This is a genomic window from Kocuria marina (assembly GCF_000786655.1).
Lineage (GTDB): Bacteria > Actinomycetota > Actinomycetes > Actinomycetales > Micrococcaceae > Kocuria > Kocuria marina_A.
This window is the reverse complement of record NZ_JROM01000003.1, coordinates 46731-64032: the sequence shown is the minus strand read 5'-3', so window position 1 is coordinate 64032 and position 17302 is coordinate 46731. Positions and strand designations below refer to the sequence as shown.

General features: G+C 68.9%; 15 protein-coding genes. 9 read left to right on the top strand and 6 right to left on the bottom strand.

All coding sequences use genetic code 11. The annotated features are described in order from the left end of the window. Nucleotides 1–88 precede the first annotated feature (88 nt). Both AS25_RS00415 and AS25_RS00410 read right to left on the bottom strand, forming a co-directional pair. On the bottom strand, nucleotides 89–1564 hold the full coding sequence (locus tag AS25_RS00415; RefSeq protein WP_035959265.1) for an NAD-dependent succinate-semialdehyde dehydrogenase: 1476 nt from the start codon (nucleotides 1562–1564) through the stop codon (nucleotides 89–91). Between the two features lie 103 nt (nucleotides 1565–1667). Further along, nucleotides 1668–3116, bottom strand: a complete 1449-nt coding sequence (locus AS25_RS00410) for an APC family permease (RefSeq protein WP_052160579.1) — start codon at nucleotides 3114–3116, stop codon at nucleotides 1668–1670. 552 nt (nucleotides 3117–3668) lie between these two features. On the opposite strand from AS25_RS00410, the gene AS25_RS00405 reads away from it, so the two are divergent. Next, nucleotides 3669–5045, top strand: coding sequence for an NAD-dependent succinate-semialdehyde dehydrogenase (locus AS25_RS00405; protein ID WP_035959260.1), 1377 nt, complete (start codon nucleotides 3669–3671; stop codon nucleotides 5043–5045). A 596-nt stretch (nucleotides 5046–5641) separates the two neighbouring features. Beyond that, nucleotides 5642–6682 (top strand): Lrp/AsnC family transcriptional regulator, encoded by a 1041-nt coding sequence (locus tag AS25_RS00400; RefSeq protein ID WP_035959259.1) that lies wholly within the window; start codon nucleotides 5642–5644, stop codon nucleotides 6680–6682. A 133-nt stretch (nucleotides 6683–6815) separates the two neighbouring features. Here the strand turns inward: AS25_RS00400 and AS25_RS00395 are convergent, their stop codons facing one another. From AS25_RS00395 to AS25_RS13680, 3 genes are all read right to left on the bottom strand, one after another. Further along, on the bottom strand, nucleotides 6816–8444 hold the full coding sequence (locus tag AS25_RS00395) for an amidohydrolase (protein ID WP_035959255.1): 1629 nt from the start codon (nucleotides 8442–8444) through the stop codon (nucleotides 6816–6818). Nucleotides 8445–8658: 214 nt separating this feature from the next. After that, nucleotides 8659–9249, bottom strand: a complete 591-nt coding sequence (locus AS25_RS13685; RefSeq protein ID WP_253270425.1) for an aminotransferase class I/II-fold pyridoxal phosphate-dependent enzyme — start codon at nucleotides 9247–9249, stop codon at nucleotides 8659–8661. A 53-nt stretch (nucleotides 9250–9302) separates the two neighbouring features. Then, nucleotides 9303–9767 (bottom strand): aminotransferase class I/II-fold pyridoxal phosphate-dependent enzyme, encoded by a 465-nt coding sequence (locus tag AS25_RS13680; protein ID WP_052160577.1) that lies wholly within the window; start codon nucleotides 9765–9767, stop codon nucleotides 9303–9305. Between the two features lie 37 nt (nucleotides 9768–9804). Between AS25_RS13680 and AS25_RS00385 the strand changes: the two genes are divergently transcribed. The 4 genes from AS25_RS00385 (at nucleotide 9805) to AS25_RS00370 (ending at nucleotide 13037) form a co-directional block, all read left to right on the top strand. Then, nucleotides 9805–10200, top strand: a complete 396-nt coding sequence (locus tag AS25_RS00385) for a hypothetical protein (RefSeq protein ID WP_035959252.1) — start codon at nucleotides 9805–9807, stop codon at nucleotides 10198–10200. Nucleotides 10201–10303: 103 nt separating this feature from the next. After that, complete coding sequence (locus tag AS25_RS00380) at nucleotides 10304–10639, top strand: rhodanese-like domain-containing protein (RefSeq protein WP_035959249.1); 336 nt, start codon at nucleotides 10304–10306, stop codon at nucleotides 10637–10639. Next, nucleotides 10636–11637, top strand: a complete 1002-nt coding sequence (gene pheA / locus AS25_RS00375; protein WP_035959247.1) for a prephenate dehydratase — start codon at nucleotides 10636–10638, stop codon at nucleotides 11635–11637. Before AS25_RS00380 ends, pheA begins: the two co-directional genes overlap by 4 nt. Before the next feature lie 5 nt (nucleotides 11638–11642). Further along, entirely contained in the window at nucleotides 11643–13037 is a 1395-nt protein-coding gene (locus AS25_RS00370; protein ID WP_035959240.1) for a GntP family permease, read from the top strand. 123 nt (nucleotides 13038–13160) lie between these two features. Here the strand turns inward: AS25_RS00370 and AS25_RS00365 are convergent, their stop codons facing one another. Continuing rightward, nucleotides 13161–14102, bottom strand: a complete 942-nt coding sequence (locus tag AS25_RS00365) for a diacylglycerol/lipid kinase family protein (protein WP_035959238.1) — start codon at nucleotides 14100–14102, stop codon at nucleotides 13161–13163. 126 nt (nucleotides 14103–14228) lie between these two features. On the opposite strand from AS25_RS00365, the gene serS reads away from it, so the two are divergent. The 3 genes from serS (at nucleotide 14229) to AS25_RS00350 (ending at nucleotide 17220) form a co-directional block, all read left to right on the top strand. Further along, nucleotides 14229–15533 carry a serine--tRNA ligase gene (serS, locus tag AS25_RS00360; protein ID WP_035959235.1) on the top strand — a complete coding sequence of 435 codons (1305 nt, stop codon included), beginning with the start codon at nucleotides 14229–14231 and terminating at the stop codon, nucleotides 15531–15533. Nucleotides 15534–15620: 87 nt separating this feature from the next. Then, on the top strand, nucleotides 15621–16535 hold the full coding sequence (locus AS25_RS00355; RefSeq protein ID WP_035959232.1) for an HAD family hydrolase: 915 nt from the start codon (nucleotides 15621–15623) through the stop codon (nucleotides 16533–16535). Nucleotides 16536–16608: 73 nt separating this feature from the next. Next, nucleotides 16609–17220 carry a hypothetical protein gene (locus AS25_RS00350; RefSeq protein ID WP_035959229.1) on the top strand — a complete coding sequence of 204 codons (612 nt, stop codon included), beginning with the start codon at nucleotides 16609–16611 and terminating at the stop codon, nucleotides 17218–17220. Nucleotides 17221–17302: the final 82 nt, after the last annotated feature.

Here is a 17302-nt window from a genome sequence, read left to right as displayed (position 1 = left end):
CTCCAGCCGAGGCGGGTCCATGTGCGGCCGGTGCCGGGAGTTCGGACCCTCGTGGGGCCCTCCTCCCGTCAGGCGGGCGCGGGCGTGCTCAGGCCCAGGGCGAGGGCATGCCCATGTACTGCACGGTGGTGTACTCCTCGATGCCCTCGGCGCCGCCCTCGCGGCCCAGGCCCGATTCCTTGACGCCGCCGAACGGCGCCGCGGCGTTGGAGATCACTCCCACGTTCATGCCCAGTAGGCCGTACTCGATGCGGTCGCCGATGCGCAGGGCACGCGAGATGTCCTCGGTGAACACGTAGGACGCCAGGCCGTACTCGGTGGCGTTGGCCAGGCGGACGGCGTCGTCCTCGTCCTTGAACGTGATCACGGGGGCCACGGGGCCGAAGATCTCCTCCTTGAACACGCGGCACTGCTCGGTCACGCCGGTCAGCAGGGTGGGCTCGAAGAAGTACCCCGGTCCGTCCACGGCCTTGCCGCCCACGACGGCCTCGGCGCCGTTGTCGAGCGCGTCCTGGACGAATTCGGCGACGCTGTCACGCGCCTTCTTCTCGACCAGGGGACCCACGGTGGTGTCCTCCTCGAGACCGTTGCCGGGCTTGAGGGCGTCGAGCTTCTCCGCGAACTTCTTGGAGAACTCGTCCGCGACGGACTCGTGCACCAGGAAGCGGTTGGCTGCGGTGCACGCCTCACCCATGTTGCGCATCTTGGCGGCCATAGCGCCATCCACGGCCTTGTCCAGGTCCGCGTCCTCAAACACGATGAACGGGCCGTTGCCGCCCAGTTCCATGGAGGTACGCAGCACGCGGTCCGCAGCGGTCTTCATGAGCTGCTTGCCCACCGGGGTGGAGCCCGTGAAGGAGATCTTGCGCAGCCGGGGATCCTCCATGATGGGCCCGGAGACGTTGGACGCGGACGCGGAGGACACCACGTTGAGCACACCCGCGGGGATGCCGGCCTCGATCATGAGCTTCGCGAAGAACTGTGAGGTCAGCGGGGTCAGGCGCGCGGGCTTGAGGATCATGGTGCACCCGGCGGCCACCGCGGGGGCCACCTTGCGGGTGGCCATGGCCAGCGGGAAGTTCCACGGGGTGATCAGCAGGCACGGGCCCACGGGCTTGTGGGTCACGATCATCTTGAGGTTGCCCTCGGGGGTGTCCACGTAGCGCCCGTAGTGACGCACGGCTTCCTCGGAGAACCAGCGCAGGAACTCGCCGCCGTAGACGACCTCGCCCTGGGACTCCTTGAACGGCTTGCCCATCTCCAGAGTCATCAGCAGTGCGAGATCGTCCTTGTGCTCCTGGACGAGGTCGAACGTCCTGCGTAGGATCTCGGAACGCTCGCGAGCGCTCGTGCGGGCCCAGGACTCCTGGGCGTTCGCGGCGGCGTCCATGGCCGCACGCGAGTCCTCCTCGGTCGCGGAGGCCAGCGTGGCCAGTACCTCGCCGGTCGCGGGATTTTCGACGTCGAACGTCCCGCCGTCGGAGGCGTCGCGCCACTCGCCGTTGATCAGGAGGCCCTTGGGTGTGGCCTCAAGGACTTCTGAAACCCGGTCTTTGATGCTCATCTGGTTCCTTTCTGGGAACTCCACTCGGTGTGGTCCGGCGCAGTCTCGAACTCGTGGGACATAGCTCCCTTCCTCCATGGTATGCCCGGCCGCAACGGTGCGATCAGCGGCTGCGGGTTCGTGACTCGCTCGCGGCCACGAGCCGCTCCTCGGCGTCCGCGCCGGGGGCGATCCCGCGCGGGATGCGCAGCATGAAGATCAGCCCCAGGACCCACCACAGCGCGAAGATCACGTAGGGGGCGGTGCCCAACCCCGCGGGCATCCCGGGCAGGTACAGCACAGCGAGTCCCAGGCAGAGCACCACGGACAGCACACCGATCACCACACCGCCGTGGTGCTTCCCGCCGATCCGGTAGGGCCGCTCCATCTCCGGTTCGCGGCGTCGCAGGATCACGAACACGATCGACACCAGCAGGTACGCCACCACGATCGAGGGCGAGCCGGAGTCCACGAGCCAGCTGAGCATCTCGGTGCCGAAGAACGGGGCGATGAAGGACAGCGCCCCCACGAACAGCAGGGCATTGGAGGGGGTCCCGTACTTGGGGTGCAGCTTGGCGAACCAGCGGGGCAGCATCCGGGAGTTGCCCAGGGCCCAGAGCAGACGTGAGGCACCCATGAGCAGGGAGTTCCAGGACGTGAGGATCCCGGCCAGGCCACCGGCAAGCAGCACGTTGGCCATGGCGCCCGAGGTGAAGAGGTTGCCGAACGCGTCCGCCACGGCGATGTCCGCGTTCGCGAGGTCATGGGCGGACATCGCCGAGGACGTGGTGAGGATGACCATCACGTACCACGCGGTCGCTATCAGCACGGAGGTGACGATCGTGCCGCCCAGTTTCTTGGGCGGCAGGTGCATCTCCTCGGAGACCTGCGGGATCACGTCGAAGCCCACGAACAGGAACGGGACCACCACGAGCACCAGGGAGAACCCGGAGACACCATTGTGGAAGAAGGGCTCCATGTTCTGTTCCGAGCCGCGCGTGAACGCGCCGAAGACCATCATGAGTCCCACGATCGCCAGGAAGATGATTACGAAGACCTGCACCGTGGACGCCTGCTTCACACCGCGCAGGTTGATCCACGTGATCACCACGGCGCTGAGCGCACCCACGAGCGCCCACGTGAGGTTCACCTCGAATCCGGCGATCGTCCACAGCGGGACGTGGCTGAGTTTCGGGAAGATGTACTCCACCGTGCGAGGTACGGCCACGGCCTCGAACGCCACGATCGTGATGTACCCGACCGTGATCGCCCACGAGCCGATGAACGCCCACCTGGCACCCATGCCCCGCAGCAGGTAGTTGTGCTCACCGCCCGCGGCGGGCATCGCGGCCACGAGTTCGCCGTACACCAGGCCCACCACGGCCATGATCGCCCCGCCGGCCACCATGGCGAGCACCGCGCCCATGGTCCCGGCGTCGTTCAGCCAGCCTCCCGTGAGGACCACCCAGCCGAAGCCGATCATGGCCCCCACACCCAGGGCGATGGCGTCCAGCCGCCCCAGGACCTTCTTGAACCCTGCGCCGTGCTCCGGGAGATGGCGTTCGTGTGTCATGCGTGCCGTCCTGGGATGTCGTGGAGGTCGAGGTCGTTGCGCTCCATTGTCCGCGCGGACGGCGCCCCCGGGGCCCGCGTGCGAGTTCGTGTCGTCGTCTGCGGCGTGTGGCGGCAGGGACACGGCGGGCAGCGATTTCCGGGCACGCCCAGGCCACCCGGCATTTTCCGGTCACCCGGAGGCCACGTGTCGGCCCGCACCGTGGCTTCGGCGTGCCCGGGATCCGCAGCGTGGCTTCGGCGTGCCCCGAAGTGCTCACCCGTGCCGTCGCGGTGGCACTGGATGGGGACGACGGCGCCGCGCCGGGCGGCGTCGTCGGTAGCGGGCAGGGGACGACGGCGCTGGGTCCCCTCGGCAGCGGAAGCGGCGTCGTCGTCGGTGTGGCAGAAGGCCCCTTGGGCGAAGGAACGGCGGCGTCGGCGGCGGGAATTCGCGGGGCGACGGGTCCCCGCGGTGACGGGATCGACGGCTCGGGGCGGGGCCGTGTGTCATGAACTCTCGCCCTCGGTGAACGTTATGTCGTGAGAGTGTGGCGGGGCATACGCTGACAGCATGGCTTACGCAACAATCAACCCTGCAACGGGTGAGACCCTCAAGAAGTTCGACACCGCCACGGATCAGGAGATCAAGGACGCCGTCCAGCGTTCCGCCAAGGAGTACTCCTCCTGGCGCAATGTCCCGGTGGCCGAGCGCGCTCAGCTGATGCACAAGATGGCGGAGCTGTACCGCGAGCGTCAGGACGAGCTCGCCGCGATCCTCACGGAGGAGATGGGCAAGCCGGCCGCGCAGGCCGCGGGCGAGGTCCAGATCGTCGCCGCGATCTACGACTACTACGCGGACAACGCGGAGGAGTTCATGAAGGGCCGCAGCCTGACCCCCTCCACAGGGGGAGAGGCCCGCGTGGTCCTGGACTCCACGGGTGTGCTGCTGGGCATCATGCCGTGGAACTTCCCGTACTACCAGGTGGCCCGTTTCGCGGCCCCCAACGTGATGCTGGGCAACACCATCCTGCTCAAGCACGCCGGTAACGTCCCGCAGTCAGCGCTGGTACAGGAAGAGCTGTTCCACGAGGCGGGCTTCCCCAAGGACGTCTACATCAACGTGTTCGCGTCCAACGACCAGATCGCGGACATCATCATCCCGGACCCCGCCGTCCAGGGTGTGTCCCTCACGGGCTCCGAGCGTGCGGGTGCCTCCGTGGCCGCGACCGCCGGCAAGAACCTCAAGAAGGTCGTGCTGGAGCTGGGCGGTTCGGACCCCTTCATCGTGCTCGACGACAAGAACGTGGAGCGCACCGTCAAGCAGGCCGTGGGTGGGCGCATGCTCAACAACGGCCAGGCGTGCACCAACGCCAAGCGGTTCATCGTGCTCGAGGACGCGTACGAGACCTTCGTGGAGAACTTCGCGCAGGCCGTGCAGGGGATCACCCCGAGCGACCCCACGGACGAGAAGACCTTCCTGGGCCCGCTGTGCACCGTGTCCGCGCGTGACGAGATCATGGAGCAGGTCCAGGACGCCGTGGACAAGGGCGCCACGGTCCTGGCCGGCGGTAAGAAGCTGGACAAGCCCGGTGCCTGGATGGAGGCCACGCTGCTTGCGGACGTGACCCCCGAGATGCGCGCCTACGCCGAGGAGATCTTCGGCCCCGTGGCCGTGGTCTACAAGGTCAAGGACGTGGACGAGGCCATCGAGCTGGCCAACTCCTCCCCGTTCGGTCTGGGCGGTTCCGTGTTCGGGGCCGACGAGGCCGAGGCCCTGGAGGTCGCCAAGCGCGTGGACTCCGGCATGGTGTTCGTCAACGAGGTCACCGGCACCGCTCCGGACCTGCCCTTCGGTGGCGTCAAGCGCTCCGGTGTGGGCCGTGAGCTCGGCCCGTTCGGCATCGAGGAGTTCGCCAACAAGAAGCTGCTGCACACCCCCAAGAAGTAATTCCCGCGCGGCCGGGTCCCACGTCCGGGGCCCGGCCCCGTACGACGACGTCGCCCCCGCACCGAGAAGGTGCGGGGGCGACGTCGTACCGGGAAAAGGCGGAACCTAGTGGCGTAGGTCCTTAACCTTGGTCTCGGGCAGGAAGAACGCGACCACGGTGGAGACCACCAGCAGCAGGCACACGTACAGCGAGAACATGCCCACCGAGTACTGCGTGCTGATCCAGTTCTGCAGGTACGGGGTGGTGCCGCCGAAAGGCGGGTCGGGTCAGTTCCTTCGAACCGTCACCCTCGGCAATTTCCGTTCGGTGTACTGGCCACTCGGCCCATGCGGTGCAACTCACCGAATGTCTGACATAATGTGTTACCGCTTTCGGTCGGCGGGCTCGATCTCGTTTCATGGCGAGACCCGCACTTTATGGTTGCGGCTGGGTGCCGAGCGGCCCTCTCACTCGTCATGGGATGTCGGGAGCCGGGGTCGAGAACACGCCCGTCCCAGGGGTTGCGTGCAGCTACGCCAGATGACGGAATGGCGCCACCGAGACCGCCCTCACCCCCGGCACCACCCGCGCCACGAGCCCAGGAAACAGAGGACCCATGCCGAGCAACGGCCACATCAAGAGCGAGCTCTCCCTCCAGGATCAGGAACTGATCAGTTTGCTGCAGTGGGCGCCGCGCATCACGTGGGGGGAGGCGGCCGAGATCCTGGACGCGCACGCCACCACGCTCGCCAGCCGGTGGGAGAAGCTGGAACGCTCGGGCATCGCGTGGATCACGGCGCAGGTCAACCTCTCGGACACCCGCAACCAGCTCAGCTTCATCGAGATCTCGTGCGATCCGGGGGACTGGGCTCACGTGGTGGACACCTTCACGGCGATGCCCGAGGTGATCTCCGTGGAGGCGTTCGCGCCGTCCCCGGACCTCGGGCTGACCGTGCTCAGCCACGACCTGGAATCGCTGTCCCGTTTCGTGGAGGAGCAGATCTCGCGGGTGCCGGGCGTGGCCAAGGTACAGCTCATGCTCTCGTCTCGCCTGCACCGCGCGGGCGACAAGTGGCGACTGGACCGGCTCACCGACGAGCAGCGCGCCGCGGCCCAGGCGTGGACCGCCGCCGAACAGGCAGCCCTGCCCACCTCGACCACCGCGCTCGGGGAGGACCAGCGTCCCGTGATCGAGGCCCTCATGCGCGACGGTCGTGCGAGCGCCGCGGAGATCGCACGCAGCACGGGGCTGCATCCGGCCACGGCCCGGCGCTACCTGCAAAAGGTCCTGGCCTCAGGGCTCCTGAGCATCCGCTGCGACCTGGTCCAGGGGCTCTCGTCCTCCCCCGTGACCGCGCAGTGGTTCATGCGTTTGAATGCTTCTCGGCACGAGGACGCGGCCGAGGCGCTCGCGAAGGACCCTCGCACCCGCGTGGTCTCCTCCATCACGGGGCGCTCCAACATGATGGTGGTCATGTGGCTCTCGTCCGTGGGAGAGATCATCGAGGCCGAGCAGGCCATCCAGAGTCTCGTCTCGAACGTCGAGATCCAGGAGTCGGTGATCTCCCTGCGCCCGCTCAAGCGCATGGGCTGGGTCCTGGAGAACGAGCGCAACGCCACCAGGACCTTCGTGGCCCCGCACCTACACCTGAGCTGAGCGCGCGGCCAGTCCGCGCGATTTCGGGGTACGATGCCGGCGGGTCGCCCGCCCGGACGACATCGCCCGGGGACGCACGCGGGCGACGTCGTCCGTGGAACGTGCGTGAGCGACGTCGTCGTGCCCCGCGCGGTCAGTCCTCGCGCTGGTAGCGGATCTGGGCGCCCACCACGGTGGCCTCGACCACGGTGTCCTTCACGGCCTCGGCGTCCTCGGAGAAGATGTCGCGGTCCACGCTCACGAAGTCCGCGAGCATCCCCGGGGCCAGGCAGCCCTTGAGGTTCTCCTCGTAGGAGGCGCGGGCCACCGCGTGGGTGTAGTAGTACACGGTCTCGGCGCGCGGGAGCCGCTCGTGGGGTTGCCACCCGCCCTCGGGCGCTCCGTCCCGGGTGCGGGTGATGGCCGCGTGGATGCCCTGGAACGGGTTGGGGTCCTCCACGGGGCCGTCGGAACCGAACACGAGCTCGGCGCCGGCCTCGCGCAGGCTGTTCCACCCGTAGGCCACGAGGTCGCGCTCGGCCAGGAAGTCGTTCATGGGGATGTCCGCCGTGCAGTGCATGGGCTGCATGGACGCGGTGACCCCCAGCTCACGGAACCGGGGGACGTCCGAGCGCTTCATGTACTGGGCGTGCTCCACACGCTGACGCAGGCCGAAGACCCGGGCGATCGACTGACTCTTGGCGAACGCGTCCAGCACCTCCGTGGTGGCCTGGTCACCGATCGCGTGGACCGCCGTGGCGATCCCGGCGGACGCCGCCAGGCCGATCCAGTGCTCGAGCTCCTGGGGGGACGTGACCGTCATGCCGTGGTTCTCGGTGCCCGGCCACGCCTCGGACATGTGGCACGTGTGCGAACCCAGGGCGCCGTCCGCGAAGAGCTTGAGCGGGCCGATCGAGACCCATTCGTCCCCGGAGGCCGTGCGGATCCCGCGCCGGATGAAGTCGTGGACCTGTTCCTGGCGCAGCACCTTGTGGATGCGGATGTCCAGCTCACCGCTTTCGCGCAGCTTCTGGTACGCGTACAGGCAGTCCGCGCCGTCGATGTCGTGGATGGACGTGATGCCCCGCTTGAGCAGTTCGCGCTGACCCAGGGGCAGGTAGTCGTCGATGTTGCCGGAGACGTCCGACTGCATGAGCCCGTCCCGGATGGGGATGGCCGCGGCCTCCCGGATCACGCCGGTGAGCTCACCGTGCTCGTCCCGCACGAACTCGCCGCCGTCCGGGTCCTTGACGTTGCGGTCCAGGCCCAGTTCCTGCAGGGCCTTGGAGTTCAACCACAGGGTGTGCCAGTCCAGGGACCCCAGGGCCACGGGGATGTCTGGGGCCACGGTGTCCAGGGCGTGGCGGTCCGGCAGCTCGGGGACGTCCCACGCGTTGACGTTCCACTGCCCGCCGAAGATCCACGTGATGGACTCGTCCGCCATGCCCCGCTCCACGAAGGGGCGCAGCACCTCGAGCGCGGACTCCAGGGACGTGCAGTGGCGCATGTCCGGCTCGATGAGCGAGCGGGAGTACATGGCCGAGTGGATGTGGCCGTCGCCCATGCCCGGGAGCACGTAGGTGCCGCCGAGATCGGTGCGTTCGGTGCCGAGCGGCGCGAGGTCCTTGAGCCGCTGGTAGTCGCCCACGGCCACGATGCGGTCGTCGGAGGTCAGGATGGCGTCCGGGTGGGGCATGTCGTGGGAGTGCCACTGGGCCTGGGGGGTCCATCCGGTGGCCGGATTCATGGCGTGCACCGTGGCATTGTGGAAGAGACGGAACATGGAACGGGCTCCTAACGGCCGGCCCCGGCGCCGACACAGTTGCGTGATGGTGCGCCGACCCCCGCGACGGCGCCCCCACGGAGCGGGGCGCAAGGATCGGGCAACCGCGGTCCTCGATCCATCAGTCTAGGTCGCAGCGGATACGGCCCGGCAGAACGACGGCGCCGGGCCACAGGATTGTTGACACCGGCGCCGTGGCGTTCGGGCGAACCGATCAGGCGTTCATGGCCTTCTTCAGGGTGATGGTGAAGATCTCCGCACCCTTGTCGATGCCCTTCATGCACAGGTCGTAGGAGTCCACGTCCTGCGGCAGGGTGATCCACGAGTAGAAGCCGCCCTCGGGGCGGGTCCAGGTCACACCGTCGGGCATGTGCTCGTCGAACGCGTCCATCAGGGCCTGGGCCCACTTGCCGTACAGCACGCGGTACTCGTCCCGCACGGAACGCCAGTCGTACTTCTCGAGGCACCCGGCGACCACTTCCTGAGCGAAGACCGAGGGATTGAGCGCAGCGGCCTCACTCTGCAGACCCAGGATCGTGGCGAGCGAATCGGGGGCCACGGTCCAGCCCACGCGCAGACCCGGCGTGAACATCTTGGACGCCGAGCCCAGGTAGACCACGTTCTCGTCGTCCGCGCGCACGGCACGGGCAGTCTGACCCTCGAAGCCCAGCAGGCCGTAGGGGTTGTCCTCCGCGATCAGCACGTGGTGCGCGGCGCAGACCTCACAGATCCGGTCGCGGCGCTGTTGCGGCATCATGGTCCCGCCCGCGTTCTGGAAACTCGGGATGGTGTACAGGAACTTGATGCGCCGGCCCTGGGACTCGAGCTCCTCGATGGTCTCCTCGAGTTCGTCCGGGGTCAGCCCTCGTGGTCGATCGCCACGTGGACGACCTCCGCTTGGGCGCCCGCGAACACGGCCACGGCGCCCGAGTAGGAAGGCGCTTCCACGAGGATGACGTCCCCCGGATCGATCATCACTCGGGCGAGGGTGTCCAGACCGTTCTGGGAACCGGTGGTCACGAGCGCGTTCTCACGCGTGACGTTCTCGATGCCCTCGATCTTCATGAGCTCGATGAGCGGGTCCTTGAGGTGGTCCGCGCCGGTGAACGTACCGTACTGCATGACCTCGTTGCCGCGGTGGCGCATCAGATCGGACGCGATGTCCGCGAGCGCGTCCAGCGGCAGGGAGCGCAGTTCGGGCATGCCCGAGGCGAACGAGATCATTCCAGGTTTCGCGGACATCGCGAAGCCCTTGCGGACCACGGACGGCTTGGCGCTGCGCACGCCCGCCGAACAGTCGTCGATGGTGAATTCCTGAGTCATGTGAACTTCCTGGAGAAAGCGTACGAAGCGCCGGTCGGTGCCCCACAGGGACGGGGCACCGACCGGCGGCGTGCTCGTGCTCGTGGTGCTGACCGCCGCTATCTCCGGCGTGAACGCCACGCTGTACGCGTGCCCCCGCTCGCTGCGCAACCTCGCGGCCCACGGTCAGGTGCGCGGCGTGTCCTTCAAGCTGCCCGACGCTCCCGTGACCACCTACGGGTGCCTCGCGTTCCTGATCCTGCTGAGCCTGTACATCATGTTCGGCATGACCAACCCGCACTGGTACTACAGCCTCATCGCGGGCATCGTGATCCTCGTGGGCACCAACATCGGCTACGAGATCTCCACGCGTCACGTGGCCAAGCACGGCCTGTCCGAGCTGGGGCGCTCGCACCCGTCCGAGCACGACAAGACCGGCGCCGACGTGCGCTGAGCGACGTCGCCCGAGGCACCCCGCGCCGTCGGCGCCGAACACCGCGCCCTGCCGCTATGGTGGGGGTCCGAGTGAACTGAGCAGTCGAACGACGAGGGACGCCATGGACAACGTGAACAACTTGCCGTCCGCCACCGTGGACGAGATCCCGGCGGGCGCACCCATCCTGGACGTGCGCGAACAGGACGAGTGGGATGCCGGGCACATCGACGGTGCCCAGCACCTGCCACTGTCGCAGCTCGCGGAGCGCACGGACGAGGTCCCGCTGGACCAGGACGTCTACGTGATCTGCCGTTCCGGCGGCCGCTCGCTGCGCGCCACCGCGTACCTCGCGCAGTACGGGTACGACCCCGTCAACGTGTTGGGCGGCATGGGCGCGTGGGCGGACGCGGACAAGCCCATCGTGTCCGAGACCGGGGAAACGGCGCGCGTTCTGTGAACGCAGCACTGTCCGGCGTGGCCTCGGGTCCTGTGGACCCGGGGCCATGCGCTCGTGAGTACGCCTTCCTGGGCCCCGAGGGCACGTTCACCGAGGCGGCACTGAGGCAGGTCCCGGGGGTCGACGACGCCGCGTGCACCCCCATGAGCTCCGTCCCGGCCGCGCTCGCGGCCGTTCGAGAGGAACGTGTGGACGCCGCCGTGGTGCCCATCGAGAACTCGGTGGAGGGCGGCGTGACCGCCACGCTCGACGACGTCTCCTTCGGTGCCGAACTGCGGATCCTGCGCGAGATCCTGGTGCCCATCCAGTTCGTCCTCGTGGCCCCGCCGGGCGTGAGCCTGTCCGACGTCCACGCCGTGGCGACCCACAGTCACGCCTGGGCGCAGATCCGCGGCTGGGTCGAGCAGAACCTCCCAGGCGTGAGCTACGTCCCCGCGTCCTCCACGGCGGCCTCGGCCATGGACATGCTGGACGGCGCGGGCGGGGTGAGCACCGAGGGCCTGGGCTACGACGCCGGCGTGTGTTCCCCCGTGGTCGTGCAGCGCCACCCCGAGCTGAACGTGCTGGCCGAGGACATCGGGGACAACAAACAGGCGGTCACCCGTTTCGTGCTCGTGGCCCGACCGGACGCCCCCATGCCCGAGCCCACCGGGGCGGACAAGACGTCCCTGGTGATCCCCCTGTGGGAGGACCGTCCCGGGGCCCTGCTGGAGATCCTCGAGCAGTTCGCCGCGCGCGGGGTCAACCTGACCCGCATCGAGTCCCGCCCCACGGGCACCCACCTGGGCGACTACTTCTTCTCGGTGGACATCGACGGCCACATCCGGGAGGACCGGGTCTCCGAAGCCCTCATGGGTGTGCGCCGGATCTGCCCCCGCACCCGATTCCTCGGGTCCTACCCCCGCGCCGACGGGCGCGCGGTCCACGTGGCCAAGCACTACACCGACGCCACCTTCATCCAGGCCCGTTCGTGGGTCAACAACCTGAAAGGACATTGACGTCCATGGAGATCGAGGGCTGGAGTCAGACACTGACAGCCGGGCCGTTGCTGCTGATCGCGGCGGCGGCCATCGCGGTGTTGTTGGTGCTGATCATCAAATTCCGCGTGCACGCCTTCCTCGCGCTGATCATCATCTCGGCGCTCACGGCGTTCGCCACGGGCATCCCCACCTCCCAGGTGGTGCCCGTCCTGCTCTACGGCTTCGGTAACACGCTCGCCAGCGTGGCGCTGCTCGTGGGGCTGGGGGCCATGCTGGGCCGGTTGCTCGAGACCTCGGGCGGTGCCCAGGTGCTCGCGGACCGGCTCATCCGCGCGTTCGGGGAGAAGCGCGCACCGCTCGCACTGGGTGTGGCCTCCCTGCTGTTCGGCTTCCCCATCTTCTTCGACGCCGGTCTGGTGGTCATGCTGCCCGTGGTCTTCTCGGTCGCGCGTCGACTGGGCGGCAGCGTGCTCACGTACGCGCTGCCCGCCGTGGGTGCGTTCTCCGTGATGCACGTGTTCCTGCCGCCCCACCCGGGTCCGGTCACCGCCGCCACGTTCTTCGAGGCGAACGTGGGCTACATCATCCTGGTGGGCCTGATCTGCGCGATCCCCACGTGGTACGTCTCCTCCTACCTCTTCGGCAAGTTCTCGGGGCGCCGGATCAAGCTCCCGGTCCCCGCGATCCTGGGTCAGGCCGAGGACGTCCGCAACCCCCCTGCGGTGGGCACCGTGGTGGCCATGCTGTTGCTGCCCATGCTGCTGATCTTCCTCAACACCGGCCTGGGCACGCTCGCCAAGTCCGGAGCGGTCTCCGAGGAGACCTCGTCCCGGTTGTGGTTCGAGCTGCTGCGCGCGATCGGTGAGACGCCCATCGCCCTGACGCTCACGCTCATCATCGCGGCGCTGACCATCGGCAAGGCCCGCGGGGTCAGCGGTTCCGCGATCGAGAAGACGTTCGAGTCCGCCCTGGGCCCCGTGTGCTCGGTCATCCTGATCACCGGCGCCGGCGGCATGTTCGGCGGTGTGCTGCGCACCTCCGGGATCGGCAACGCCCTCGAGGACGTGCTCGCGGACCTGGGCATCCCCGTGATCATCGCGGGCTTCCTGATCGCCGCGGTCATGCGCGTGGCGCAGGGTTCCGCCACGGTCGCGCTGACCACGGCCGCGGGTCTGATCGCCCCGGCGGTGCTGGCCGCCGACTACAACGTAGTGCAGCTCGCGGCCATGGTCGTGGCCGTGGCCGCCGGTTCCGTGGTGCTCTCCCACGTCAACGACTCCGGGTTCTGGCTCGTGGGCCGGTTCCTGGAGATGGACGTGCGCACCACGTTCAAGACCTGGACGGTGCTCGAGACCATCATCGGTGTGCTGGGCTTCGCGATCGCCGCGGCGATCTTCGGACTCGCAGGCGCGGTCTGAGCCGGCGCGGTGCGTGGCGCCTGTGCGGGGCGTGGCGCCCGTGCGGCGTCCTCGGCCCTGAGGCCCGCCTGAACGAACGGCCCGGTCCCTCCGAGAGGAGGGACCGGGCCGTTCGCGTGCGGATCAGTCGGCCTGGGTTGGTGGCACGCGGACCTGCAGGGACTTGTGGTGCATGGTGGTCTCGAACGCCTTGATCCGCCCCAGAGGATCGCCGTCCACCTGGTACTCGATGGGTTCGTGGAACTCCACCCGGACCTTCTTGCCGCTGCGGTAGTCGATCACGGGCAGCTCGTGGCGGTGGCGGAACGCGACCTTGGCAACCATGCCCAGCCAGCCCACGAGCGAGCGCGGGGTCATCACCACGAGGTCCAGCACGCCGTCGTCGATCTTGGCCTCCGGCACCAGGATCAACCCGGCGGTGAGTTCGCCGCAGTTGCACACCATCACGGAGCGTACGAGCTTGGACTCCCAGGGGCCGTCGTCGATGCTGTAGCGCGCCCAGCGGGGCCGGTTGAACAGGTGCCGGAAGCCGGCTTCGCCGTAGGCGGCCCACCCCACGAGGTCCTTGAGGTCGTCCTTGGTGTCGGCCATGATCTGGGCGTCGAAACCCGCGCCGCCCATGACCAGGAAGCGGTGGTCCTCGGTGCGGTCGTCGTCCGTCTCGAGGTGCACGGCCACGGTGTCGATGGCCTTCTGGGACCCGAACAGCGCCACGTCCACGGAGTGGTGCGGGTCCGCGAGGTCCGCCTTGAGGTTGCGCGCCAGCAGGTTGCCGGTGCCCAGCGGCACGAGCCCCAGCGGGACGTCCCCGCCGGCCAGCGACTCGCCCACGGCCCGGATGGTGCCGTCACCGCCCGCGGCGAGCACGACGTCCGCGCCCTCCTCGACGGCGCGGCGCGCCATGGAGAACCCGGGATCGTCCTCCTCGGTCTCGTAGAAGACGGGATCCGCCCAACCACCCTTGCGGCACGCGATGATCACCGCGTCCCGTGCTGCGTCTGCCTGGGCCTTGATGGGGTTGATCACCACGGCCACTCGCTGGGGTTCCACTGTGTACTGCGGCACGGGAGTCCCCTTCCTGGATCGTTCGAAAGGCGGCTGTCGGACGTGGCCAGTCTACTGGCGCGCGGGCCGGGCGCCGCCCCGACGTCGGATCGCGCACCCGCACGTTTCGTTGGATACCCTGGACGGGTGATCGACATCAACGACCTGCGCGCCGACCCTGAGACCTATCGTGCTTCCCAGACCGCCCGGGGGGCGGACGCGGGACTCGTGGACCGCATCCTCGAGGCGGACGAGCGGCGTCGCGGGGCGATCACCGACTTCGAGTCCCTGCGCGCGGAGCAGAACGCGTTCGGCAAGAAGGTGGCCAAGGCCCAGGGTGAGGAGAAGCAACAGTTGCTCGCCCAGGTCAAGCAGCTCGCCGCGGACGTGAAGTCCGCCCAGGCGGAGGCCGACGCCGCCCAGCTCACCCAGCAGGAGCTCGTGGCCCAGTTCCCCAACGTGATCGTGGAGGGCATCCCGTCCGGCGGCGAGGACGACTTCGTCCTGCTGCGCACCGAGGGCACCCCGCGCGACTTCGAGGCCGAGGGCTTCGAGCCCCGCGACCACCTGGAGCTGGGGGAGTTGCTGGACGGGATCGACATGGAACGCGGGGCCAAGGTCTCCGGCTCGCGCTTCTACTTCCTCAAACGGGACGTCGCCCGGCTCGAGACGGCCCTGTTGCTCGCGGCCCAGGACCTCGCCCTGGACAACGGGTTCATCCCCATGTCCACGCCCAACCTGGTGCGCCCGGCCATCATGAACGGCACGGGATTCGACGTGGAGCACGACGACGAGATCTACCGCGTGGGCAAGGACGACCTCTACCTCGTGGGCACGTCCGAGGTCGCGCTCGCGGGCTACCACGCGGACGAGATCCTGGACCTCAGCGACGGGCCGCTGCGCTACGCCGGCTGGTCCTCGTGCTACCGCCGCGAGGCCGGTTCCGCGGGCAAGGACACCCGCGGGATCATCCGCGTGCACCAGTTCAACAAACTCGAGATGTTCGTCTACTGCCACCCCGAGGACGCCGCCGCCGAGCACGAGCGGTTGCTCGCGTGGGAGGAGCAGATGTTGCGGGCGTGCGGGCTGAGCTACCGCGTGATCGACACCGCGGCCGGGGACCTCGGGACCTCCGCGGCCCGCAAGTTCGACTGCGAGGCGTGGATCCCCACCCAGGGCAAGTACCGCGAGCTGACGTCCACCTCCAACTGCACCACGTACCAGGCGCGCCGGCTCAACATCCGGGAACGCCTGCCCGAGACCACGGATGCCCAGGGCAGGACCAAGAAGGGTGGGACCCGCGCGGTGGCCACGCTCAACGGGACGCTCGCCACGACCCGCTGGCTCGTGGCGATCCTCGAGACCCACCAGCAGCAGGACGGTTCCGTGGTCGTCCCCGAGATCCTGCGCCCGTACCTGCGCGGCCAGGAGGTCCTGCGCCCGGTCGGGTGACGCACATCGCCCGGGAACTTCACGTTCCCGTCACCGGGCGGTCCATCGCAAGACATGCACCGATGGTGATGTGACACCATGACTGTCATGACTGATATCCAGGCCGGCATCGATGACCGGCACACCGACGAGAAGGCGCAGAGTGCCGCAGCGGCGTTCGCGCCCATGGAATTGCAGACCCCCCGTTCGAGTTCCTGGACCAGGGAAGAGGGCGTCCAGTACCTCGTGGCGCTGGACGTGGACGGGACCCTCGTGGACCACGACGGCCACATGTCCCGCGGCGTGAAGGACACCCTGCGCGCCGTCGTGGGCGCAGGCCACCACGTGGTGATCGCCACGGGCCGATCCAAGGGCGCCACGCTGCCCGTGATCCGCCAGGGCCACATCCACTCCGGGTTCGCGGTGTGCTCCAACGGGGGCGTGACCCTGCGCTTGGACCCGCAGCTCGAGCAGCGTTATGAGATCACCGACCGCGTGAGCTTCGACCCCTCCAATGCGCTGCGGGCGCTGTCCAGCAAGCTGCCCACCGCCAAGTTCGCCCTCGAGGGCGTGGACGGCCAGTTCTACTCGACCGAACGCTTCCAGGACTCGTCCTTCGGGATCGAGGCCGTGGGCGTGGACCTCCAGGAGCTCTCCGAGATGCCCGCGGTGCGGCTCGTGGTCTACAGCGCCACGGACGCCCCCGGGGACTTCGCCCAGGCCATCGAGCAGGCCGGTCTGCACGGCGTCGCGTACTCCGTGGGCTGGTCCTCGTGGCTCGACGTCGCCGCGAACGGCGTCTCCAAGGCCAGCGCCCTGGAGCAGATCCGCAAGCAGCTGGACGTGGACCCCGCGCACACCGTGGCCATGGGGGACGGGCGCAACGACATCGAGATGCTGCAGTGGGCCGCGCGCGGCGTGGCCATGGGTCAGGCCCCGGACGAGGTCGAGCAGGTCGCCCGGGAGGTCACAGGCAGCGTGTACGACGACGGCGCCGCGGCCATCCTGCGCACGCTGCTCTGAGCGGGACGTCCGGTTCGGGAAGCACGCGGCGTCGTCGCCGGGTTGCCGGGTGCGGAACTGCGATACTGGAACCGTGTTCGTCCTGACCCTGACCCAGCGTGTGGCGGACGCGTCCCGCCCCGACCCCGCCATGGACCACGAGCTGTGTCGGCGCCTGCGTGACGTGCCCGCGCGCGCCCCGTTCCAGCCCACGGCGCCGGGTGAGGTGCGCGGTCTGACCGAGGACGCCCACGCCGCGGTCGCGGCGGCCATGATCGCCGTGCGCGAGGACCGCTACGCGGTGGGCATCGGCGTGGGGGACGTGTTCCTCACGCGCGTGGACCATGAGGACGGCCGCGTGGCCGTGACCGCCGAGGGGCCGGGCATGAGCCACGGTCACCTCGCCGCGCAACCGGGCCGTGACACCGAGCGGGCGGCCGTGCGGGTCAGCGCGGCGGACGCGACGGCCGCCGAGCAGGCCCAGGCGGTGCTCAAGCTCGTGGGCCGGATCGTGAGCGAGCGCAGTGAGGCCGAGTGGCGCGTGGTGGACCTGTTGGTCCCCGGAGCCAGAGGTCAGCAGAAGACCGTGGCGCAGCAGCTCGGGATCACACCCCAGGCGGTGTCCAAGGCCGTGGTGCGGTCCCTGTGGAACGAGGAGTGGCAGGCCCGTCCGGCGGCCGCGACGCTGTTGCGCCTGTGCGAGTGAGCCGTGGGCCAATGGGTACCCGCGCTATAGGCGTCCGAGGCGATGCCCGGTCGGGGAACGGCGGCCGGGTCAGCGGTCGAAC

What these genes read in the sequence shown, in the direction of transcription:
- AS25_RS00415 (WP_035959265.1), bottom strand. Translation starts at nt 1,564, where the DNA reads ATGAGCATCAAAGACCGGGTTTCAGAAGTCCTTGAGGCCACACCCAAG.
- AS25_RS00410 (WP_052160579.1), bottom strand. Translation starts at nt 3,116, where the DNA reads ATGACACACGAACGCCATCTCCCGGAGCACGGCGCAGGGTTCAAGAAG.
- AS25_RS00405 (WP_035959260.1), top strand. Translation starts at nt 3,669, where the DNA reads ATGGCTTACGCAACAATCAACCCTGCAACGGGTGAGACCCTCAAGAAG.
- AS25_RS00400 (WP_035959259.1), top strand. Translation starts at nt 5,642, where the DNA reads ATGCCGAGCAACGGCCACATCAAGAGCGAGCTCTCCCTCCAGGATCAG.
- AS25_RS00395 (WP_035959255.1), bottom strand. Translation starts at nt 8,444, where the DNA reads ATGTTCCGTCTCTTCCACAATGCCACGGTGCACGCCATGAATCCGGCC.
- AS25_RS13680 (WP_052160577.1), bottom strand. Translation starts at nt 9,767, where the DNA reads ATGACTCAGGAATTCACCATCGACGACTGTTCGGCGGGCGTGCGCAGC.
- AS25_RS00380 (WP_035959249.1), top strand. Translation starts at nt 10,304, where the DNA reads ATGGACAACGTGAACAACTTGCCGTCCGCCACCGTGGACGAGATCCCG.
- AS25_RS00370 (WP_035959240.1), top strand. Translation starts at nt 11,643, where the DNA reads ATGGAGATCGAGGGCTGGAGTCAGACACTGACAGCCGGGCCGTTGCTG.
- AS25_RS00355 (WP_035959232.1), top strand. Translation starts at nt 15,621, where the DNA reads ATGACTGATATCCAGGCCGGCATCGATGACCGGCACACCGACGAGAAG.